General features: G+C 62.3%; 18 protein-coding genes. 5 read left to right on the top strand and 13 right to left on the bottom strand.

The window, feature by feature from the left end:
* The first annotated feature begins 7 nt into the window (after positions 1–7).
* Positions 8–367: a hypothetical protein gene (locus AC6IZO_RS01850; RefSeq protein WP_497807418.1), complete on the top strand. Its 360-nt coding sequence runs from the start codon at positions 8–10 to the stop codon at positions 365–367.
* A gap of 73 nt (positions 368–440) precedes the next feature.
* On the opposite strand, the gene AC6IZO_RS01845 is transcribed toward AC6IZO_RS01850, so the two are convergent.
* The 5 genes from AC6IZO_RS01845 to tes all read right to left on the bottom strand — a co-directional run bounded on the left by AC6IZO_RS01845 (position 441) and on the right by tes (position 7,950).
* Complete coding sequence (locus tag AC6IZO_RS01845) at positions 441–908, bottom strand: hypothetical protein (RefSeq protein ID WP_497807416.1); 468 nt, start codon at positions 906–908, stop codon at positions 441–443.
* A gap of 85 nt (positions 909–993) precedes the next feature.
* Positions 994–3,246: a hypothetical protein gene (locus AC6IZO_RS01840; RefSeq protein WP_497807414.1), complete on the bottom strand. Its 2,253-nt coding sequence runs from the start codon at positions 3,244–3,246 to the stop codon at positions 994–996.
* Between the two features lie 20 nt (positions 3,247–3,266).
* Positions 3,267–4,952 carry a M28 family peptidase gene (locus AC6IZO_RS01835; RefSeq protein ID WP_497807412.1) on the bottom strand — a complete coding sequence of 562 codons (1,686 nt, stop codon included), beginning with the start codon at positions 4,950–4,952 and terminating at the stop codon, positions 3,267–3,269.
* Between the two features lie 153 nt (positions 4,953–5,105).
* Positions 5,106–6,176: an A/G-specific adenine glycosylase gene (locus AC6IZO_RS01830; RefSeq protein ID WP_497807410.1), complete on the bottom strand. Its 1,071-nt coding sequence runs from the start codon at positions 6,174–6,176 to the stop codon at positions 5,106–5,108.
* 127 nt (positions 6,177–6,303) lie between these two features.
* Entirely contained in the window at positions 6,304–7,950 is a 1,647-nt protein-coding gene (gene tes, locus AC6IZO_RS01825) for a tetraether lipid synthase Tes (RefSeq protein ID WP_497807408.1), read from the bottom strand.
* A 403-nt stretch (positions 7,951–8,353) separates the two neighbouring features.
* On the opposite strand from tes, the gene AC6IZO_RS01820 reads away from it, so the two are divergent.
* The gene (locus AC6IZO_RS01820) at positions 8,354–8,554 is read left to right on the top strand and encodes a cold-shock protein (protein ID WP_497807406.1); all 201 of its coding nucleotides are present in this window, start codon (positions 8,354–8,356) and stop codon (positions 8,552–8,554) included.
* A gap of 158 nt (positions 8,555–8,712) precedes the next feature.
* Entirely contained in the window at positions 8,713–9,201 is a 489-nt protein-coding gene (locus tag AC6IZO_RS01815; protein WP_497807404.1) for a GAF domain-containing protein, read from the top strand.
* Positions 9,202–9,294: 93 nt separating this feature from the next.
* On the opposite strand, the gene AC6IZO_RS01810 is transcribed toward AC6IZO_RS01815, so the two are convergent.
* The 3 genes from AC6IZO_RS01810 to AC6IZO_RS01800 all read right to left on the bottom strand — a co-directional run bounded on the left by AC6IZO_RS01810 (position 9,295) and on the right by AC6IZO_RS01800 (position 12,110).
* Positions 9,295–10,212, bottom strand: a complete 918-nt coding sequence (locus AC6IZO_RS01810; RefSeq protein WP_497807402.1) for a proline dehydrogenase family protein — start codon at positions 10,210–10,212, stop codon at positions 9,295–9,297.
* Between the two features lie 248 nt (positions 10,213–10,460).
* Complete coding sequence (gene trxB / locus AC6IZO_RS01805) at positions 10,461–11,396, bottom strand: thioredoxin-disulfide reductase (protein ID WP_497807400.1); 936 nt, start codon at positions 11,394–11,396, stop codon at positions 10,461–10,463.
* Positions 11,397–11,465: 69 nt separating this feature from the next.
* Positions 11,466–12,110 (bottom strand): hypothetical protein, encoded by a 645-nt coding sequence (locus AC6IZO_RS01800; protein WP_497807398.1) that lies wholly within the window; start codon positions 12,108–12,110, stop codon positions 11,466–11,468.
* Positions 12,111–12,316: 206 nt separating this feature from the next.
* Here AC6IZO_RS01800 and AC6IZO_RS01795 point away from each other — a divergent pair, with 206 nt between their 5' ends.
* Entirely contained in the window at positions 12,317–14,431 is a 2,115-nt protein-coding gene (locus tag AC6IZO_RS01795; RefSeq protein ID WP_497807396.1) for a PP2C family protein-serine/threonine phosphatase, read from the top strand.
* 95 nt (positions 14,432–14,526) lie between these two features.
* On the opposite strand, the gene AC6IZO_RS01790 is transcribed toward AC6IZO_RS01795, so the two are convergent.
* From AC6IZO_RS01790 to AC6IZO_RS01770, 5 genes are all read right to left on the bottom strand, one after another.
* Entirely contained in the window at positions 14,527–15,687 is a 1,161-nt protein-coding gene (locus AC6IZO_RS01790; protein ID WP_497807394.1) for a VWA domain-containing protein, read from the bottom strand.
* Between the two features lie 183 nt (positions 15,688–15,870).
* Positions 15,871–17,262 carry an NAD-dependent succinate-semialdehyde dehydrogenase gene (locus AC6IZO_RS01785; protein ID WP_497807392.1) on the bottom strand — a complete coding sequence of 464 codons (1,392 nt, stop codon included), beginning with the start codon at positions 17,260–17,262 and terminating at the stop codon, positions 15,871–15,873.
* A 142-nt stretch (positions 17,263–17,404) separates the two neighbouring features.
* On the bottom strand, positions 17,405–17,983 hold the full coding sequence (locus tag AC6IZO_RS01780; RefSeq protein WP_497807390.1) for an ester cyclase: 579 nt from the start codon (positions 17,981–17,983) through the stop codon (positions 17,405–17,407).
* Positions 17,984–18,300: 317 nt separating this feature from the next.
* Positions 18,301–19,473, bottom strand: a complete 1,173-nt coding sequence (locus tag AC6IZO_RS01775) for an exo-beta-N-acetylmuramidase NamZ family protein (protein ID WP_497807388.1) — start codon at positions 19,471–19,473, stop codon at positions 18,301–18,303.
* A gap of 77 nt (positions 19,474–19,550) precedes the next feature.
* A complete protein-coding gene (locus tag AC6IZO_RS01770; RefSeq protein ID WP_497807386.1) occupies positions 19,551–20,903 on the bottom strand; it encodes a tryptophanase in 1,353 nt (450 codons plus the stop codon).
* Positions 20,904–21,051: 148 nt separating this feature from the next.
* Here AC6IZO_RS01770 and AC6IZO_RS01765 point away from each other — a divergent pair, with 148 nt between their 5' ends.
* Entirely contained in the window at positions 21,052–22,470 is a 1,419-nt protein-coding gene (locus AC6IZO_RS01765) for a serine hydrolase domain-containing protein (RefSeq protein WP_497807384.1), read from the top strand.
* Positions 22,471–22,506 lie beyond the last annotated feature (36 nt).

The raw sequence follows: 22,506 nt of genomic DNA, 5'->3' as shown, positions 1-22,506 counted from the left end.
CGCCGCCATGCCCGAACCCGACCTGCTGAGGATGTTGCGCTATGAACTGAACTACCTCGACCAGATTGCGCAGCAAGGCGCCGAGGACTCCGTCGACACACCATTCCGCGACAATGAGATCTGTCCCAACCATGATGACCCGCTGCGCCGCCATGCCTGCCACGAATGCCTGCTCTTTCAGTTCGTGCCGGAAGCGGCGCGGGTGGAAGATGTTCCCTGCCATTTCATCGTGGTCTCCCCTGCCGGAGAAACATTGAAGACTCTGATAGACCGGGGCGACCGGCGCTACATGGTCTCCACCATGCGCGACTGGCTGCGGCGCACAATTGCGCAACTGGAAGTGCAGCAGCAACAATCCGGGCAGTAATCGTCCGGCGGCGAGCACACGCACACACCATCCGCAGAGCCCGGAGTCAGCAAGTCTACGATTGGAACAGGGATTATTTGTTGGGGGGCGCGTCCGAATCGTCGGCCGCAAACGAGGCAAACTCAACGCTGCGCGTCTCGGCCTTGTCCTTGCCATCCACTTCGGCGTGCGTGGTCAGCGTTCCGTTCATCACCAGGAAGCCATCCTGCTGCGGCTTCTTATCCACCGCCTGCTTCACGGTCCCGCTGAACTCGTACCAGACGCCCTGCGCCTTGCGGGTGGCAAACGTCAGTTGGCCGTCCTTCCACTCCGCCTTAGCAAAGAAGTGGTCAACAAAACTGTCCCGCTGATCATTGGCGTAGCGTGAGATGAAGCCGCTCAATACAGGCGCATTGAGCGTAAGCTGCACAAACTCGCCCTCCTGCAGAAAACCGTACATACCGGAGATGTCCATTGGCACCGGAGCGGTGGCAGCCGTTTGCGCCAGGGCAGAGGCCGCGCAGAGCAGGAGAACAAGCGTGGGCAGGATTCGTTTCATCATGGTCTGCAGCCAGTATATAGGGATTCCGGCTTGCACGGAGTGCCATGCGAATGCACGGATACACGCCCTCCGGCGCTGTCCGCAACTAGGACAGCGAGGCCGCCCCCGCCGTCACGCTCAAGGCTCTGTCCACCAGCTTGGCCACAGTCTCGTCGGTGCAGACCTCGAAGTAACGCCGGTCGGTCCAGCGCTGGAAGGTGAATTCGCGCGCCTGAATCTGCGCGGTACGGGCCTCGCGCACGGTGATGTTGCGGAACAGGCCATCGGCGATAGGCACCACGCCGCGGTAGAGCTTCACTTCCTCGAAACCGAATATCGTGGGGAACGTCAGCACGCAACTGCGCAGCGTGATCTCCTGCTGCAGCTTCTGGAACGCCGTCTCATTCAGTTGAATGCCGCCGACGTTGAAGGTCAGGGCAAACTCATCGAAGGCTCCGCCTGCGTCCTCGTCGTTGACCGTCTGGAAGCGGAACACATGGAACGGTGATTTGCGCTCAGAGAGGAAACGGCGGGCACGCTTGGAGCACGACGCCAGACGATCGCTTTCGTTGAGCGCCTTGGAGATCATGATGCGCTCCTCGCCGTCCATCAGGTAGAGCGGCGCCGCGTCCTGATAGCAGATGCCGACGCCAAGTTCGAGCGATGGCAGGCCGTTCTCGGCCGAACGCTGGTTGTAGGCGCGCACAATGTCGATGATTTCCGCTGCCAGCATGCTGGTGCGGGCCACGCCGAACGGCGGCTCGCTGTCGCGCTCGAACAGCGCAACAATCACCGCGTCGCCCTCGATAAAGACCTTGGTGGCTTCATACTTGGGCAACAGCTTGTTTACCGGCTCGTAGAAGTTCAGGCTGAAGTACGAGGCCGGATTCAGGCCGCGCTCCATCAGGCTGCGCGTCAACTCGGTCGAATCACGAATATCAGCCTTCAGCACCACGTGCGCAATGATGCGATCTTCGGCCGGTTTCTGCTCCTGCGGCAGCGGAAACTCGTAGAGCGTTCCGTTGATGCGCGACAGTTCGCGCATCTTCTCGCTGGCCACCACGTGCACCACGTCAAGCGCGCCGTTCAACACGGCCAGCCGTGAGCGGTCGCGATGAAAGCGCATGAAGTCCCGCAGAAAGCGGGCGGCAATCCGTTCGCGCTCCGCCGAACCGCAGCCATTCACGCGGCGCGTGGCCGCGCTGATCCTATCCAGCGAGAGCCTCTCCTGAGACTCCAGTAGCATCTCAACTGCCTGCCTGTCCTTCCGGGAGATCAGTGCATTCTTTATCTGCTGAGGATTGATGAAGGGCGCGTATTCCGCCAGCAGCGGCACGGCTTCATAGGCCGCCAGAATCTTCGGCAGCAGCCCGGCCTCTTCCAGCGTATCCACCCAGGCGGAGAGAACGGCGCGCCGCGCCCGGACCTTTGGGGAGCCATCGTCGCGCAGGATACCCGTCGGAGCCATGCCGGTCATTTCAATCGCATTTTCCGGCACCGTCAGCATGGCGTTGGCGGCATCGTCGTCCGAAGCCAGCTCCAGCTTGCGCATGAATCCGATGGCAACCTTCAGGACGGCGTCGTAGCGGTCGATATCCGAGAGGTAGTTGCCGAGCATGACGTAGTACTCGGCGTTCATGTAGTCGTCGTGCCCGTCCTCGGTGAACAGCAGGCGGTTCATGAACAGCGTGTAGCTGCTCTCTTCCTGTCCGGAGAGCAGCGACTGGCGCATGGCAACAATGCGCTCGTTCTCGACTTCGAGCTGCGTGGTCAGCAGTTCCTGCCCCGCGCGGCGGCACACCAGCCGCTTGGCCACCTGGAAACGCTGGAAGCGTTCGCGCATGGCAAAACCACGTCCGGGATGTGAAACCTCAAATCCGCGCAGCTTGGCGCGGCAGCGCTCCAGCACCTGGCTGTACTGTGCCTGAATCTCACTGCGGAAATACTTGACCAGCGCGAGCCGGAAAAGTCGATCGAGCACGGGCTGACCGGCGGTGCGGGCAATCTGTATGGCGTTGGTTTCCAACTCGGCCAGCAACCGCTTGAATTCGGCGGCAATGTCGGCGGGCTTGGGCGGATCAGGCCGCGCCGGCATGAAGGCGCGCGCGTAGGCGGGCGCGCCAGAAAGCCCGCCCAGGTCCTCGCGCGCAATGTCCTCCACGTTGCCGTGTCGCTCTACGAGCTGCGCAATGTGGGTGCGCGCCTGCTCGCAGAAGCGGGGGCTGAGCAACACGTCGTGGCGCACATTGTCCACGCCGGGCACCAGCCCCGCGATCGTGATCGACGGCGTATAGGAGCCGAGGCGCAGTTGCGCCGCATGCTCGCTCAACGTGGTCCGGTCAAAAAATGGCAGAGCCATCCGCCTCCGTTTGCGCCTTGCTACTTGGCGAACTGCGCCAACCGGCGCGACTCAAACTCGTCGCCCTTCTTCCACTGCTGCACCTCCGGAGCGTCGGCGGCCTTGTAGCCCAGCGCCAGCCCGAAGCGCGCCATCAGCGCGTTGCAGCGGTAGTCGTACTCCGGATGCCACTCATCCGTCGGCTGGTGATAGCTGCGCTCCATCTCCTCGGCCTTCTGCTTCACCCACTCCGCCGGATGCCCCTCGAACTTCTCGCCCGTGCTGATACTGAATGCGGGCACACCCTGCCGCGCAAAGCTGAAGTGGTCCGAACGATAGTAGCCACCGGCCTCCGGATGCTCCGGCGCAACAATCTTCAGCTTGAAGTCGGCCGCCGTCTTTTCAAACACCGGCGCAAAGCTGGTGCGCTCGTAGCCCTCGGCTTCCACTTCCAAAGGCAGGCCGAGCGGCGGAATCGCATCATAGTTCAGGTTCAGCGCAATCTGCGAAGGTTTCACCGGCGGATGCTGACCAAGGTAATCAGATCCCCATAACCCCTGTTCTTCGGCGGTCACCGCGGCAAAGTACATGGTGCGCTTGGGGCGGGCCTTGGCCGCAGCCGCCGCGCGCGCCATCTCCATCAGCATAGCCGTGCCGGAAGCGTTATCCAGCGCGCCGTGGTAGATGTTGTTGCCCGGCATCTCTGGACGAATGCCCAGGTGGTCATAGTGCGAACTGAAGATGACGGCCTGCTCCTTCAGCTTCGCGTCGCTGCCCGTCAGTTTGCCAATCACGTTCTGCGAGGCGAACGGACGCACCCGGTTGACGATGTGCGCGTTCACCTCCAGCGGCAGCGCCACCGGCTTGAACCCACGCTCTCCGGCCGACTTCATCAGCGCGTCCAGGTCCTGCCCACAGTCGGAGAGCATCTTGCGCGCCACCTCCAGTTGCACCCAGCTTGCCAGGTGCAACTTCGGGTCAGCGTCGGCGGCCAGCATGCTGCGCTCGCCCGACCACGAGCTGCGCACCACGCCCCACGGGTAGCTGGCCATCTCCGTCTTGTGGATGAGGATGACCCCGGCGGCTCCCATGCGGGCAGCCTGCTCAAACTTGTAGGTCCAGCGGCCGTAGTAGGTCAGCGCCTTGCCGCCGAAAAACTTTGGGTCCTGCGAGGGCGGCTCGTTGACGAGCATGAGCAACACCTTGCCCTTCACGTCCAGCCCCGCATAGTCGTTCCAGTTGAACTCCGGCGCGGTGATGCCGTAGCCGATGAAGATGATGCCGCCCTTGACGTCGCTGCTGGGCTGCTGGCTCTCGTCCATCACCACCGTGTCTTCAAGCTGGCGCAGGCTCAGCACCCGCTTCGGCGTCTTCACCGCCATGGTGGTGCCGTCCAGCGTGCTGATGCCGACCATCGGCACCTTCTGCAGATAGGTTCCGTTGTCGCCCGCCGGCTCCAGGCCCGCAAGCTCAAACTGGTTGGCAATGTAGGCGGCGGCAACATCTCCGCCGCGCGCGCCGGTGCCACGGCCTTCCAGAACGTCGCTGGCAAGGAACTTCACGTCGGCGCTGATGTGCTCGGCGCTCACCTGCTTCATCGCGTCAAAGGCGCCATTCGGCATGCCTCCGCCGCCGGAGCGGGCGCGGCCCTTGCCGGAGTGGTGCGCGGCTTGCGCAAGACAGGTGAGAACACAGCACAGCAGACACAGCGTGAGAACCTTCCGCATCAGTTCAGTCTCCCGGAACAAATTGATTGAAATGAATTGCTATTTTACAGCGGACGCCGTGCAGTGGTGCAGGCATCCCTTACTCGCAAGTACCACGCCCCGCACGCCCAACCAGCAATGCGGACGGCCAGTGGCCTTCGCGACACGTCCATCCTACTCCGCGGCACGCGTGCCAGCCGCCAGCAATCCGCGGCGGCGAAGCACCTTGCGCGTAAGCCCGGTCAGCGCAAGCCGCGCCGCGTCCGGCAGCGAGACCCACCGTCCGCCGCACAGGCCGCGACCATCGGAGGCGTAGATATCGACCTCGTAATCGGTGTCAGTAATCGAGTGGCGCGCCCGCAGCAAAGGCTTCTCACCCGCAGGCGGCTCGGTTTCCGGAAGCTCCCACATACCGGCCATCTTCGCCGCCGAAGCTTCGCGCTGGACGAGGTAGAGCCTGTCTCCACGCGTGGCCAGCAGCCGCGCCATGTGCTTGCGCCGACGAACTTCCGGCTTCTTTGATTTGGCCGCGTCGGCTTCATCCAGTTTGCCCGCGCTCGCGCACCACTTCTTCAGTGGACACACCTCGCACCGTGCCGCCAGCGGCGTGCACACCATCGCCCCCAGCTCCATCATCGCCTGATTCCAAGCCCCGGCGTCCGCGACCGGAGCGGCACTGGAGGGGCCGCGTACCCGGCGCGAAGCGTCACCCAGCGCATCTTCCGCCAGCCACGCCTGCGCCGCCTGCCAAAGCTCTTCGCCCTCGACGGGGCGTACGGCAAAGCGGCTGATCACTCGCTCCACGTTGCCATCCACCACCGCCACAGGCTCCCCGTAGGCGATGCTGGCAATGGCCGCCGCCGTGTAGCGCCCCACGCCGGGCAACCGACGAAGCTCCGCACTCGTGCGCGGCAGTTCGCCGCCAAACTCGCTGACCACCACCTGCGCCGCCTGGTGCAGCATGCGCGCCCGGCGGTAGTATCCGAGGCCGCTCCACGCCGCCAGAACCTCATCGATCTCCGCCGAGGCCAACGCCCGCACGTCGGGAAATAGCTCCATCCAAAGGCGGTAGTGCTCCAGCACGGCCGCCACACGGGTCTGCTGCAGCATGATCTCCGAGACCCATATGCGGTAAGGATCGCGGGTGCGCCGCCACGGCAGGTCGCGCTGTTCGCGCTCATACCACGCCAGCAGCGCGCGGCGCAGAGAGGCCAATGTTCTTGGAGACGGAACTACCGGGGTCATGGCTGCGATTGTAGCCGATGCCGCGCATATGAGCCGCGCCACGGCAAGTCACCTTTTCCAAGCGCACTTTCGGCAAAAACAACAGGGCCGCCCGCAGGCGGCCCTATCTTTTGCAACTTGCCTTCGACTACGCCTTCGCGTTTTCGATCTGCGCGAACTGGAAACGGTCCAACTGCTTTTCGAACGGGATCGAGAACTCCTTTTCGATCTTGGTGCGATAGGTGGGACCGGAGTTGTAGGTGCAGAACGGATACAGCTTGCCGTCCGGCGCCGCGTAGTGGATGACGCAACGCTTCACGCGTTCCACGTCGTAGTCGTAGTGATCCATGAAGTGCATGCCCGCGCAGAGCAGCGTGCGGTAGGTGAACGTGCCGTCCATGCCGTCGCGGCCCAGCTTCTTGTTGGTCATGCCCTGGATGGTGTTCAGGAACTTCTCGAAGGTCAGGCCCTCGGGCGCCTTGTCGGCCTTGAAGTGCTTCTTCAGGTCCATCCAGGCCTTGGTGCCGTTGTAGAGCTTGGAGAGGCCGCTCCACTTCTTGCGGCTCAGCTCTTCCACGTCCTGCAGCATGGCGGGAATGTCGACAAACTGCGTGACCGGGATGGCCTTGCGCGACTTCTCGTCCACGAACAGGTAGGTGCCCATGGAGCAGTGCGGGTGCGCCGAAATGGTCGGCACCGGACGGCCTTCAATCGCCGAGATCAGCTTGCTGAACGGCGTGACGGCCGAAAGCGGGAACCAGTCGTTGTAGGTGTCAAAGATGCCGGTCTGCTCGGCCAGCGCGTGCGCCAGGTCGGCCTGGGTAAAGCGCTTCTCTTCCAGCTCGCGGCGCGAGATGCGGCCGGTGAAGCTGACGGGCTGCCAGCTGATGCCGCTGACGGTGTCCACGTTGTTGACGGCCACCTTCAGAATGTCGCCGAGCTGATGGTCGTTGATGCCCTTGACGATGGTGGGCACGAAGACGACCTTGATCTGCGCCTGGCGGCAGTTCTCGATGACCTGCATCTTCTTCTCAAACAGCGCCTCGCCGCGCGTCTTCATGTAGACGTCGTCGCTGACACCGTCGAACTGCAGATAGATGGTCGACAGGCCCGCCGCCTTGCACTTCTTGGTGAATTCAAGCGAGTTGGCCATCATGATGCCGTTGGTTGCGGCCTGGATGTGGGTGAAACCCAGTTCCTTGGCCAGCGCAACGATCTCGACGAACTGCGGGTGGATGGTCGGCTCACCGCCGGAGAACTGGACTACGCGGCTGTCGATCGGGCGCGTGTTGCGCAGCGTCGTCAGCATCAGCTTCACCTGGTCAAAGGTCGGCTCGTAGAGATAGCCGGCGGCGTTGGCATTGGCGAAGCAGACCGGGCAGGTCAGGTTGCAGCGGTTGGTCAGGTCCACGTTGGCCAGCGCGGCGTGCGAGGTGTGCAGCGAGCACATGCCGCAATCATCCGGGCACTTGTCGGCAGCGCCCTTGTTGTTGATGGGGTTGGAAAGGCCCGGCATGTCACCGAACTCCCACTCTTCCATCTTCAAATAGAGCTTCACGTCGGAGTAGACGCAATCCTTGAACTCGCCGTGCTCGGCGCAGGTCTTCTCCATCATCACCTTGCCGTCTTCTTCGAAGATGCGGGCGTCAATGACCTTGCTGCACTCAGGGCACAACGACTTGACCTGCTTGGGCAGGCCTTTCTGCAACTGCTCGATGGGACCGCCGGTCAACGTCTGTTCCGGCTGAATAACTTTGAGTTCCGGCCGCTTGGCCGATGCAAATCCAGTGCTCACGGCACTCTCCATGCACAAAAAATTTTCTATGGGGATTGCCCGCACGCACCCCGGTGGCATTCGTGTCTAAAGGCGGGCTACTTACACGTTTCCGTACATAGTTTGACAGGTGGGGCGAACCCAAGGCAGTGAGGCGAGTCACCCGGAAAAGTGAGGCCCTTTTGCGGAAACCGGTCGTTTCCCGCACTAAACGGTCGATATTTGGCCCTTAATGGGGGACCTGTTTCCCGCCCCGGAACCCCCACTAATTTCCTACGTTAAATCTTTGACTTCCGGAGCCACCACTGCTACTCTTATTGCAACGTCGACTTCACTCTCGGCAGTGCTTCAGCAGGATACCCCCTCCTCGACACACTCTGGATGAACTCAGCGTAATTCAACAAAGAAAGTTGTGTGCAACAAAATGGAACAAGGAATCGTGAAGTGGTTCAACGACGCCAAGGGCTTTGGCTTCATCTCCCGTCAGAATGGTGAGGACGTCTTCGTCCACTTCAGCGCGATCCAGGGCAGCGGCTTCCGCAGCCTCCAGGAAGGCCAGGCCGTTCAGTTTAACGTGGTGAAGGGCCAGAAGGGTTGGCAGGCTGAGAACGTTCAGCCTCTCTAATCGAGAAAGATTTTCTAGCGAAGGGCGGCTGCGGCCGCCCTTTGCCATGCCCTGAATCCTTTACTCTTCACTCCGCAAATTCTTCCCATCCTCATCCCGTCTGTGTTTCAATGCTGGTAATCGAAGTCGAAACCCAGCACTTCCGAGGCCCCCAAAGAATGTCTGCTACCAGCGTTACCACCCCGCAACTGATTGCGGAAATGCAGGAAGCTGCTTCCCTCGCCCGAACCGCCACCGATCTAATGACCCGGATTGTCGAGCGCCTCAACGAGTGCCGCCTCCGCTACAACTGGGTCGGCTTCTACCTGCTGGAGCGCCAGCCGGATAGCGATCCCGTTCTCGTGCTCGGTCCTTTCGTCGGCACCATGACGCCGCATGTGCGCATTCCGCTCAATCAGGGCATCTGCGGTGCGGCAGCCTCCACCGGCGAAACCATTGTGGTCGATAACGTAGTGAATGACCCGCGCTACCTGGCCTGCTCGCTGGAAACCAAGTCGGAGATTGTTGTACCCGTCTTCGCGCACGGCGCCGTGGTCGGCGAACTCGACATCGACAGCCACTTCCCTTCCGCCTTCGGTCTCGACGACCGCCTGCTGTGCGAGACCGCCGCGAAGATTGTCGGCAAATACGTTGAGGACCACGCGTAACCGCCCGATCGGACGCCTGGAATCCTGCTCAAGCAAAAAGGCCGGCATCGCGCCGGCCTTTCACATTCTGCGTGTCGCTGCTTCCGCAGAATCCTATTTGAAGTAGTTCTTCGCGATGAACAGCACGTTTGCCGGGCGCTCCGCCAGACGGCGCATGAAGTATGGATACCACTCGGTGCCGAACGGAATGTAGACGCGCACACCCCAGCCTTCCTTGGCCAGCTTTTCCTGAAGGTCGCGACGCACGCCGTGCAGCATCTGGAACTCAAAGGCCGACTTGGGCACGCCCTCTTTCTGGCACCAATCCATCATGTGGCGGATGATGTTCTCATCGTGCGTGGCCAGGCCGTGGAAGGTGCCGCTGGTGACCAGCATCTTGGCCAGCTTGATGTAATTGGCATCCACGTCATGCTTGTCCGGCCAGGCCAGGCTGGGCGGCTCCTGATAGGCGCCCTTGCACAGGCGTATGCGGATGCCTTCCGAACAGAGCAGCTTGGCGTCTTCCTCGGTGCGATAGAAGTACGCCTGCAGCACGGTGCCGACCCGGCCCTTGTTGCCGGGGCGCTGGTGCAGTTCGCGCGTGAAGTCGATGGTGCGCTGCGTGTAGTGCGAGCCTTCCATGTCGATGCGCACAAAGTTATCGATGCGGGCGGCGTGCTCCACCAGCCCGCCCACGATCTCGTAGGCCAGCGCCTCTTCCACGTCAAAACCCATATGCGTGAGCTTGCAGCTCACGTTGGCGTCGAGTTTGCGCTTCTCAATCTCGTCGAGCAGTTGATGGTAGAGATCGCGGCTGTGCAGCGCCTCGTCGCGGTTGGTCACGTTCTCGCCAAGGTTATCGACCGTGACGCGCACGCCTAGTTTGTTCATCTCTTCGGTCGCGTGGATCAGGTCCTCGACCGTCATGCCCGCCACAAAGCGGGTGGAGACCTTTTTTCCGACTGCGGATTGTTCGGCAAAATGGCGGATGGACTTGCTTTCAGACAGGCCAATGAAAAATGCTCTGAGCATATCGCTCCTTCAGGTCGCGCCGGGCGCTTCCTGAACAACCGTAAAGAGGGAATGATGTAACTGATGTTTTTATCACAGCGCAGCGCTGGCGGAGTAGTTTCTTGCATCACAGCCTTGCCTGCGGGACGCGACGGCTTTCCTCTGATGAAATGGCAGCCGCGACCTGGCCTCCGCCGGAAGCGCCCTCACAAAAAGCAAACGCCCCGCAATCTGCGGGGCGCATGGTGAAACCGTTCGGCACATTCTTCTTATTTGCCCTGCTCCTCTAGGTACTTTTCCACCTCGATGGCAGCCATGCAGCCGGTTCCGGCGGCGGTGATGGCCTGGCGATAGCGCCGGTCGGCCACGTCTCCACAGGCAAACAAGCCGGGCACCGTGGTGTGCACAAAGTTTTGTGTCTTCAGGTAGCCGTCGGCGTCGGCCTCAATCGCGCCCTTGAACATGGCCGCGTTCGGCGTGTGGCCAATGCCCAGGAACATGGCGCTGGTCGGGAAGTCCCACACCTTGCCGGTCTTGAGGTTGCGCAGCTTCAGGGCTGTCACTTCCTGCGCCTTCACATCCAGCACCTCTTCCACAACCGTGTCGGTGAGGAAGGCGATCTTCTCGTGCGCCTTGGCGCGGTCGAGCATGATCTTGGAGGCGCGGAAGCTCTCGCGGCGGTGAATCAGCGTCACCTTGCTGGCAAAGCGCGTCAGGAACAGCGCTTCTTCCATGGCGCTGTCTCCGCCGCCGACCACCACAATCTCCTTGCCGCTGAAGAAGAAGCCGTCGCAGGTGGCGCAGGACGACACGCCGTGCCCGATCAACTCCTTCTCACCCGGAATGCCCAGCCAGCGCGCGCTGGCGCCGCTGGCCACGATGAGCGAACGCGTCTTGATAACTTCCTTGCCCAGGTTCAGCTCAAAGGGCTGCTTGCTGACGTCGACGGAAACGACGTCGCCCATGCGGAACTCGGCGCCAAAGCGCTCAGCCTGCTTGTGCATGTTTTCGATCAGCACCGGGCCCTGAATGCCTTCCGGCCAGCCCGGAAAGTTCTCCACCAGCGTGGTCATGGAAAGCTGACCGCCGGGTTCGTGCCCTTCCAGCACGAGCGGCTTCAGGTTGGCGCGTCCGGTGTAAATCGCTGCGGTGAGCCCGGAACAGCCCGAGCCCATAATCACTACGTTGCGAATGTCCTCTGCCATGGTCTCTCTCAGTAGTCCCTTATATATAGATTCCGAAGATGCAAATTCGTTGCAAACCGGGCGGCCGCGCTACTTCTTTGCCGCCGGCCTCGGCAGCAGATGCCCCAGTTCCTGCGGCACAATGCGCGTGGTGCCCATCGCCTTGCGGTAGCTGGACATCAGCCGCGATGCGCTGGCAAACAGATCGCTCAATGCCGCCTGGTCCACGCCCTCGCAACGCGCCACCACCACGCTGGACTTGCCAAAGCGTTCCAGCCGTATGTGCGTGACCGGACTGTTGGCGGCAGCTACCTGTGCCGGCACGTTGGAAAGCGCCGCGCTGGAGAGCGCGACCTGCAGCAGGTCTTTCGGCTCGCGCGCACGCAGCACCAGCGTCTCGTTCACCTTCGGCCCGGTGACGCTGAAGCTGTATTGCGCATTCAGCAGCGGGCTGCGCTCGCCAAACTCCCGCCGCACGCGCACCCAGTTGGAAACCGTGCGCGGCTGTGCGCCGCCAGCCTGCTCGGCCAGCGAAAAATCGGCCGCTCGGCTGTCGGTGCGCCCGCGTGAAACCTCAAAATCATCAATAAACGCAGGTTGCGGCATGCGCGCCAGAGCCCGCGTCACCAACTCGCGCTCTTCGGCCGTGGGCGCGCAGGGGTTCACCATGTTCACCCGGACTTCGGGCTTGGCCGCCGGTTCCTGCGCCGCGCAATGGCCTGCGCCCAGCGTCAATACAGCTGCGAGCAGAATTCTTGTGGATGGAAGTTGCACGTCTGGATTGTAAACGACGCAGCGCGCATGCTTCCTATGAATGACGCGGCCTCACGCGCCACGTCCTCATTGCGTGGAACCTTTTGCGGAGGCGCGCGTATGTTCCCCTGGGTGGCTCCGCGAAGGCCCGGCAAAACAGCTATAATTCCGGGACTGGAGCAAAGGGCATGTCGGTAGGCCAAAAACCGGTCAATCTCGTCGAACGTCTTCGCCAGGCCTTGGCCCGCGCCGGGTGGCGCTCACGCTCGCGCGCGCAATCCCTGCTCCTTGGCTCATTCAGCCTCACGCTACTGATGTATCTGGCGCGCCGCACCTGGCCCGCGCTTGGGCAGTCCGGCTCCTGGCAGAGCGCGTATTTCACGCTGATCGTGGTCGCGCTCGGCAGCCTGGCCGTGGTCTTCTACCGGTGGCTTACCCAGGAATTGATGTGGCGCCTGCGCAACCGGTTGGTCGTCACCTATATCTTCATCGGCGTCATTCCACTGGTTCTGCTGGCCACCATCTTCACCTTCGCCGGGTATATCTTCGCCGGACAATTTGCCACCTTTGTTGTCTCCAATGACCTGACGCATGAGCTGCGCCGGCTGGAGAGCGCCAACTCCGTGCTGGCCAACTCATTGGCCGAGGCCGTGCGCCGCGACCCAACCGCCCTGGATAAGCCCTCCGCCAAGAGCACCACACAGGCCTTCGCCGGACGCCAGGTTGTGGCCTATCACCACGGCAAGGCGCATGAGTTGGAGCCTTCCTCCGAGCGCGTGCACCAGCAGCCAACGCCGATGAAGACCGCCGGGGCCTTGGTGGTGGAGAGCGACGGCAAGTTCTATCTGCGCGCATGCCGCAAGGTTGACGTGCCCGACTCGAACGAGCCAATCACCGTCGTCTCCAGCATGCCGCTCGATGAAAAGCGGCTGGCCGAGATCGCCTCCGGCATGGGCATCGTCAGCCTCTCCTTTGGCGATGTGATCATCACTCCGTCCGGGTCGAGCAGCCTCACGGCAAACTCCGCGAACGCTCCCAATTCCGCCACGCACGCCGCCATTCAGTCGGGCGAACTGGCTGCGCCGCGCAATTTCTTCGACATTCCGCTCAACGGCTTCGGCGTTTCCCTGCCCGTGGTGACACACGAGACCGGCGAGGAAGGCAACGCGTTCCTTGCCGTGCGCACACGGCCCAGCGTGCTCTACGCGCGGCTCTTCCGCAGCCTGGGCGATACGACCGAAGTAATGACCTGGGGGCTGATTGCCGTCTGCATCATCTTTGCCCTGATCGAGCTTGTGGCGCTCATCGTTGGCATCCGGCTGACCACCACCATGACCGGCAGCGTTGCCGGACTGTATGAAGCCACCGAACACATCAACCGCGGCGATTTCGCGCACCGCATCCAGATCCGCCGCAAGGACCAGCTCGCCGCGCTCGAATACTCGTTCAACTCCATGACCGAGAACCTGCAGAAGCTCATTGTGGAGCAGAAGGAAAAGCAGCGCATTGAGAGCGAACTGGGCATCGCCAAGGAAGTACAGTCGCTGCTCTTCCCTCACGATGTTGGCGGCACGGACGGACTGGAGATTCACGGCGTCTGCCGTCCGGCGCGCACCGTCAGCGGCGACTACTACGACTTTCTGCCGATGAGCGCCTGCCAGATCGGCATCGCCGTCGGCGACATCAGCGGCAAGGGCATTTCGGCAGCTCTCATGATGGCCACCGTACACGCCTTCGTGCGCGCCTATACGCTGGTGGAGCAGGTACCGGCGCTGGCCGCCGTCAACTGCACCTCCGCCACGCAGCCCGGCACTATCGACGCTCTGCGCGACGGACGCATGACCGCCGGTGAGTTGCTGGCAATGCTGAACCAGCAGCTTTACCAGAGCACTCCGGCGGAAAAGTACGCCACCATGTTCCTCGGCTTCTACTGCCCGGAGACGCGCAACTTCCACTACTCGAACGCCGGGCACCTGCCGCCACTGCTGGTCGGTGCTGATGGCCGCGTGCGCCAGCTCTCCGAGGGCGGCACCGTCTGCGGCCTGTTCGGCAACATGACCTACCCAGACGCCAGCGTGCAACTCACCCCCGGCGACATTCTGGTGGCCTACAGCGACGGCATCACCGAGCCGGAAAACGAGTTTGGCGAATTCGGCGTGGAACGGCTTGCCGAACTGGTGCAGATCCACCGCGAGCAACCGCTCGACCGCATCAGCGAGGAGATCCTCGCCGCCGTCACCGACTGGATCGGCGGCCGCGAGCAGCCTGACGACTGCACCGTGGTACTGGCCCGCGCGGTGTAAGCCGCGCTCAAGCGCCTAACCTGAGCTTCAGGCTTCTCCCGCAAATCAAAAAGGGCGCCGCAGCGCCCTCCCGTGTAAAACACAAGACTGAATTCCTATTTGTAATATCCGTTGCGGGCCTGCACCGTCACGTCCTTCTCCGTGCTCTTGACGGCAATCTTGTGATAGCCGCTGCCGGGGTTGCTGGGCGTGTAGGCCAGGCTGTACTGGTTGCGCAGGTCTTCCTGAATATCGGCGTAAATCTTGTCGAGCGGCATCTTCTTGTCCTTGTACTCGAAGTACCGTCCGCCGGTTTCCATGGCCAGCCGCTGCAAATTCTTTTTGCCTTCAGCGTGCTGCTCCTTGGATTGGCCGCCGCTCGGCCCGCCGGGGTCTCCCTGTCCGCCGCGCCCACCGCCGCCGGGGTAGCCACCGCCCCCGCCCGGCCATCCACCACCAGGAAAACGCGGCATGCCGCTGCCCATGCCACCGCGATGCTCCTGGTTTTGCTGCGGCATGGAATCCTCAAAGTAGACGGTGTAGACCACAACGTCGGCGCGATGTGCCGCTTCCACCGCGCGCTCCAGCGAGACGCGGCTGGCATCGTCCATGCCATCCGACATCAGAACGAGCGCCTTGCGTCCCTGCACCGGCTTCAGCACCTCGTCCGAAGCGAGAAAGACGGCATCGAACATCGCAGTGAAGCCCTGCATGTTGCGGCGTCCGCTGCGTCGGCTGCTGCGGTCATCGTCATCACCGCGCCGGCGGTCGTCATCGTCGCCGAAGTTCGGCATGCGCTTGGACTGCACATTGTCGATGGCCTCGCGCAGCTTGGCGCGCGAGTTGGACAGGTCCTCGGAGAGCTCCACGTCGGTGTCAAAGTGAATGAGGAAGCCCTTGTCCTTCTCCTGGCGCAGGACTTGATCCACAAAGGCCTTGCTGGCCTCGCGTTGCTTTTGCAGGTTGGCGCGCTGAGAGGGGCTGGAATCAAGCAGCAGTCCGAAGGTCAGCGGTGCATCCGCGTCATGGCTGAAAAACTTGATCGTCTGCGGCTGGCCGTCATCTTCCACACGGAAGTCGTCGCGGCCGAGATTGTTGATGACCTTGCCTTTTTTGTCGCGCGCCACAAACACAACGTTGACCAGGTTGACCTGGCTGGTGATCTTATCGGGCGCATCCGATGGCGGCGCGGGCTTGCGCAGCACCGGACCGTCCTGCGCCGAAAGTCCGGCACAGAGCAGCAGGGCCGCGCCAAACGCGGTGAGAGCTTTCAACACACATTCCCCCTAGTTTAGAAAAGACGCTGCCCGTAAGAAGATGTTAGCTCAAGCGCGCTCCCTCCGGCCTACCCGGAACGTGGCACCCGCACTGCCTGCGCGCTGCGGAGAATTCCGGCAGACATAGAAAAAGGGCATCCGGCGTGACCGGATGCCCATGAGGTGCGAACGTAACGAACGCGCTTAGAACGCCGCGTCGATATCGACCACGTCGATGACCTTGTGGTTGACGAACTCCTTCAGGCCAAGGCCCAGCAGTTCGCGGCCGTAGCCCGAGCGGCGCACGCCGCCGAACGGAATGTCAGCCTTCACCATCGTCGGGTGGTTGACGAAGACCATGCCGGTGGAAATTTTCGCTGCCACTTCGGCACCGTGCTTGGTGTTCTTGGTGAATACCGAGCCGCCGAGACCGAACGGCGAGTCATTCGCGATGTGGATGGCGTCGGCTTCGTCCTTGGCGCGCAGAATCATCGACACCGGGCCGAAGAACTCCCAGTAGTACGCGGGGTTGTCCGGCGTGACGTTGGTGAGGATGGTCGGCTGCACGAACGCGCCCTTGGTCGGAACCTTCGGGCCGACTTCAGTCGCCGTGGCGCCATTCTCAACCGCCTTGCGGATCTTCTCCTTGACCTCATCGGCTGCGGTCTGCGAGGACAGCGGAGCCAGCGTGGTAGCAGGGTCAAACGGATCGCCGGCCTTCAGTTCGGCAACGCCCGCCGTGTAGCGCTTCAGGAAGTCGTCGTAAACCTTGGCGTCGATGATCATGCGCTTGGACGACACGCAGACCTGACCGCCGTTCCAGTGGCGGCCAAAGACAGCCCACTTCACGGTCTTCTCCAGGTCGGCATCGGCCAGCACCACAAACGCGTCCGCGCCACCCAGCTCCAGCGTCGACTTCTTCAGGGCCTTGGCGGCCTGCGCGGCCACGACGGCACCCGCGGCTTCCGAGCCGGTCAGCGCCACGCCGTGCACGCGTGGATCGTTCAGGATCATCTCAAGCTGCGAGCGCGTGGCATACAGGTTCGTGAAGCCGCCCTTGGGCAGACCCGCTTCGAGCATCAGCTTCTCAAAGGCTTCGGCGCTCTGCGGCACGTTGGAGGCGTGCTTCAGCAGGATGGTGTTGCCGGCCGAAAGCTGCGGCGCAATGATGCGCGCAATCTGGTAATACGGGAAGTTCCACGGCTCAATCGCCAGCAGAACGCCGAGCGGCTCGTGAACGAGGATGGCCTCGCCTTCCGCCGGGTCCTTCACCGGAATCTTTTCCGGCTTCAGCAGGTTTTCAGCGTTGTCGGCAAAGTACTCGAAGATTTCCGCTGAAAGTTCCACTTCCGCCAGCGCCTCAGCCGTGATCTTGCCCATCTCGAGGGTCAACAGCTTGGCGTAGTCATTCTTCTTTTCACGAAGCAGCTTGGCGGCCTTGCGCAGCACCGCGGCGCGCGTCGCAAACGGGGCTGCTTTCCAGGTCTGGAACGTCTTGTCTGCCTGCTCAATTGCCTGCTTCACTTGTGCATCGGTTGCATCCGGAAATTGCTTAACCACTTCACCCGTGTACGGGTTGGTTGTTGCGTATGCCATTTTTTCCCCTTTAACTTCTGCACTCGGCGCGGCACGGTCGCGCCAGAGTTGTTGCCATCCTGTTAGATGCAGTTGGGGGCGTGCTGCGATTCCACCCCGCGTGATTCTGGCGTCTTTCGCATCCGCAGCCATGCGGGACCGCTTACTGCGCGAGTCCGATCTGCTTCATGAAATCCAGGTTATCCCAGAACAAGTACTCTTCATCCATCACACCGGCTTTCGTCCAGTGGCCGATGGTTGCCATCGCCAGCTTGAACTTCTTGCCGGTCGGAGCGATGGTCTTGCCGTCGCCAATCGGCATGGGCTGCGTGAAGGTGCCTTCCATCACGCCGATGACAGCCGTCCATTCGCCGCTGCCAAGGCGCACCGGATGCTGCTCAATGCGCGTGTCAGGGGCAAAGACAAACATCGGCTTCAGGGCCTCAATGTGGTCGTGCAGGCCCTTGGTGGTGTGGCCGTCGGGATAGTGCACCAGAATGTCGGCAGCATGGCTCTCGCCGAGCCGCTCCCACTTCTGGTGCGTGTACACGTCGAAATCCAGCGTGTCAAAAGTCTTCAGATTCTTATCAGAGGTCTGTTCCGCGGACTGGTACTTCTCCAGCTCCTGCAACAAAACCGGAACCGGCGTCTTGGACTGCGTCTGGGCGCTCAGACTGCGGGCACTCATGGTCAGAAGGCTGAAGCTGACGGCCACGAGCAGAAGCGCTTTCAAATGTTTCATTGTCTTGCCCTCTTCTTTCTTCGTCGGGATTCCGCTTGCGAACTCCGCCGCACAGCTTCCAGACGCCGAAGCGCCGTTCCGCAAAACCTGCCGGGAACGAACTTCAATCACTTGGATGACGGAAGTTAGCAAATGGAACCAAACTTTTAACAACATTCGTTGCAACAAATATTATCTTACAAAACAACCCTTCCGGCTTCCAACGGCCAGGAAGGGCTTCTGCGTTGCCGCGGAAATACATTACACCAGGAAGAAGCGCCGAGTGAAGCAGGCGCTGACGCCAGCCAGAGCGCCGCGGTGTTCCGTAACGATGGCGTTCAGTAAAGAAGATGGGGCTGCATCGCGTTGAGCCACCCGGCTGTATTGAGCAGCTCGTCCATTTGTCTGAGGAACTCTGGCATCGGCCGCTCGAACAGCGCCCCGGCCCCGGCGACGCCCAGCAATTTCTCCAGGTGCCCTTCTCCGGTGGGGTTCACGCGCGTGGGGTAGCCAGCCCAGCGGAAGCTGTCGGGATGCAGATCGTGAATCAACTTGATGATCGTCATGCCCGTGCGCACCGGGCGGAAGCTCTCCCGGTCGGTGACGTGCAGCATGACGGCGCGGCAGAGCTGGTGCGCATACTTCGCGTCGGCGGGCGTACAGCTGAGGGCACGCGCCGCCACCCCGGGCACGGACATCTCATTGAACTTTGCCGCCACGCTCTCGGCCTTGAGCCACGGCGCGGCCGCCACACGGAATGGCATTCCCGTGCCGCGCCCTTCACTCAGGTTGGTGGCCTCCAGCAGTCCCAGCCCAGGGTAGAGCAGCGCCGCCTCAGCCGAGGTCATTGCCGGTGAGGTTGGCACAAACGAGCGCCGCCACTCATCCACGTACATGCTGCGCTGCCAGCCGCGCACACGAATCACATCCAGCTTCAACTCCGGCAGTCGCGTCTGGTGCCAGAGGCTGGCTAGCTCGCCGAAGGTGCAACTGTGCCGCAGCGGCAACGCCCAGCGTCCGATGAAGGACGAACAGCGCGCTTCATCGAGCATCGGCCCCTCGGCAGCGTCGAGCGCGCCGGAGATGGGGTTGGGGCGGTCGAGCACGATCAGCTCGCGGCGGTAACGCGCGCAGGCTTCCATCACGTGCGTCAGCGTCCACAGGTAGGTATAGAAGCGGCAGCCGATGTCAGGCAGGTCGAAGAGCACGGCATCCACGTCGGCCAGGTCGCTGGCGCGTGGTTGCAGGCAGTCGCCGTACAGACTCACGATGGGCAGGCCGGTCAGTTCGTCGTCGCCATCCGGCATGGCCAGGCCATCGGTACCGATGACGGTCATGCCATGCTCCGGAGAGAACAGCCGCACAATCTCCACGCCCGCGGCCAGAAGCTCGGCGCGTCCCGCGCGGTACTGCGAAGTCACCGCAGCCTGGTTGGTGACCAGCGCACAGCGCTTTCCCCTGCAACCGGCAATGTCCTTGAGCAGGACGTCGATCCCCAGCTCCACGGCCATCCGCGTCTCCCAAGAGCAAGGGCAGCCCGGACTCCCGCAGGAGTTCGCTGCCGCCCCATCGTGTTCTGCTCTCTTATTTAAACCGGTTCCATGCGCGCCGTGAAGTGACGAAGGAACGGTGGCTCATAGGTAAGCCGTAGGCCGCGAATCTTCTCGCGCTTGCGCCACACTTCCAGAATGACCTCGATGACGTAATCCATGTGGCTCTGCGTGTAGGTACGCCGCGGAATTGCCAGCCGCACCAAGTCCATTTTGGCCGCCGCACCGAACATGAGCGCGCCAATCTCCACCGAACGGATGCCGCCTTCGAGATAGAGTTCGCAGGCCAGCGCCACGCCCGGGAACTGTTCGATGGGAATCTGCGGCACAAAGGCGCGCGCATCGAGGTAGATGGCGTGTCCGCCCGGAGGCATCACCAATGGCACTCCCTGCTCATGCAGGTGGTTGCCCAGGTAGGCGGTGGAGGCGATGCGGTAGCGCAGGTAGTCCTCGTTCACAGCCTCCTGCAGTCCGACGGCGATGGCCTCAAGGTCGCGACCGGCGAGACCACCGTAGGTCGGGTAGCCCTCGGTCAGGATGAGCAGGTCTTTCTCCTGCTGCGCCAGCAGGTCGTTGTTCGTGCATAGGAAGCCGCCAATGTTAGCCATGCCGTCCTTCTTGGCGGACATGGTGCAACCGTCGCCGAGCGCGAACATCTCGCGCGCAATCTCCTTCGGACTCTTGTCGGCGTACCCCGCCTCGCGCTGCTTGATGAACCAGGCGTTTTCGGCGAAGCGGCAGGCATCGAAGTAGAGCGGAATGCCGTGCTTGCGGCAGACGGCGCTGACGGCGCGCGCGTTCTCCATGCTGACCGGCTGGCCGCCGCCGCTGTTGTTCGTCACCGTCAGCATCACCAGCGGAATGCGCTCGCGCCCGACGCGCTGAATGGCCTCTTCGAGAGCCGCCACGTCCATGTTGCCCTTGAAGGGATGAATGGTGGCGGGCTGCTTGCCTTCGGCAATCACCAGGTCGAGGGCCTCGCCGCCGGCGGCCTCAAGGTTGGCGCGCGTGGTGTCAAAGTGCGTGTTGTTGGGCACCACGTCACCCTTCTTCACCATGCAACTGAACAGAATCCGCTCGGCGGCCCGCCCCTGGTGCGTGGGTATGACGTGGGTGTATCCAAAGATGTCCTGAATGGAGTTCTTGAAGCGCGTGAAGCTGCGGCTGCCCGCATAGCTCTCGTCGCCCTCCATGATGGCGCCCCACTGGTAGGTGGACATGGCGCCGGTGCCGGAGTCGGTCAGCAGATCGATCAGCACGTCGTCGGCGGGCAGCAGAAACAGGTTGTAGTGCGCGGCCTTCAACAGCTTCTCGCGCTCCTCGCGCGTGGTCCAGCGGATGGGTTCAACGCTCTTGATGCGGAACGGCTCAATGATGGTGCGAATCGGCATGATAGCTCCCGGCCCGAAGCGCTGCGTCTTCGGGCGACCCGCCATTGTAGACCGGCAGACGATGCACGCAAAGCACCGTTCATGCACAGTCACGCCCGCGCAATTGCACCACCGCTTATAATGCTGTTCACCTTCGTGGAGGTCCCCGATGCTTATGCGTCACGCGCGCGCTGCCTGCGCGCTGCTGGTTGTACTTTCCTTCTGCCTCATCGCCACCGCTGCCATTGCGCAGGCGACGATTGAGCCTGAACTGCAACAGAAGATCGACAAGATTGCCGCCGACACGCTGGCCAAAACCGGTGTGCCCAGCGCCTCGGTCGCCGTGGTCAAGGACGGCCGCATCCTCTACACGCGCGCCTACGGCAACGCACACCTTGCGCCCGACGCGGCCGCCACGCCGCAGATGCGTTACTCCATCGGCTCCATCAGCAAGCAGTTCACGGCCGCCGCTATCCTGCTGCTGGCTGAGCAGCACAAGCTCTCGCTCGAAGACAAGGTCGGCAAGTACATTCCCAACCTGACGCGCGGCAATGACATCACCATCCGCCAGGTGCTCTCGCACACCGCCGGCTACCAGGACTACTGGCCGCAGGATTACGTGATGCCGATGATGCTGAAGCCCGTCACGGCCGAGAAGATTCTGGATGGCTGGGCGCGCAAGCCGCTCGACTTTGAGCCGGGCGCCAAGTGGCAGTACAGCAACACGGGCTTCGTCGTCGCCGGGGCCATCGTGGAGAAAGTCTCCGGCAAGCCGCTCTTCCAGTTTCTGACCGAGAAAATCTTCAAGCCGCTCGGCATGAAAAGCGTCACCGACCAGGACCAGGCCAAACTGACCGAACCCGATCCGCAGGGCTACATTCGCTACGCGCTTGGCCCGGCTCGCCCGGCACCCAAGGAAGGCGCGGGCTGGATGTACGCCGCAGGCGAGCTGGCAATGACCGCCGAAGATCTTGCCCGTTGGGACGTTGCCATGATCGAGCAAAAGGTTCTGAAGCCGGAGTCCTTCCGCGAGATGGAAAAGATGGTCATGCTGACCAGCGGCCTTCCCAGCGGCTACGGCCTGGGCGTCACTATCGACTCGCGCGACGGACACCGCGCCATTTCGCACGGAGGCGAGGTCTCCGGCTTTACGGCTGAGAACATTGTGCTGCCCGATGACAGCGCCGCCGTGGTGGTGCTCACCAACCAGGACGCAGCTTCCGCAAGCGGTGGCATTGCGAACGCCATTGTGCCGCTGCTGGTTGCCGGCAAGGCCGACGCCGAGGCCGATTCGCGCACCGCGCAGGCCAAGGCCATCTTTGAAGGACTCCAGAAGGGCACGATTGACCGCAGCCTGTTCACGGACAACTGCAACTTCTACTTCAGCGATCAGGCGTTGAAGGACTTTGCCGCCAGCCTTGGTCCGCTGGGCGCGCCGCAGAGTTTTGTGCAGCGCCGCACCGCCCTGCGCGGCGGCATGCGTATGCGCGCCTTCCTCGCCAAGTTCGGAGACAAGACGCTGCGGGTATGGACCTACCAGATGCCCGACGGAAAGCTGGAACAGTACATGGTTGCCGCGGTGGAATAGCGAGCAGCAGAGGCAAACACAAAGGCCGGGCGCTTT

It is taken from the genome of Oryzophilus luti (assembly GCF_059726245.1).
The sequence above is the reverse complement of the archived record's forward strand: the minus strand, read 5'-3'. Positions and strand labels throughout refer to the sequence as shown.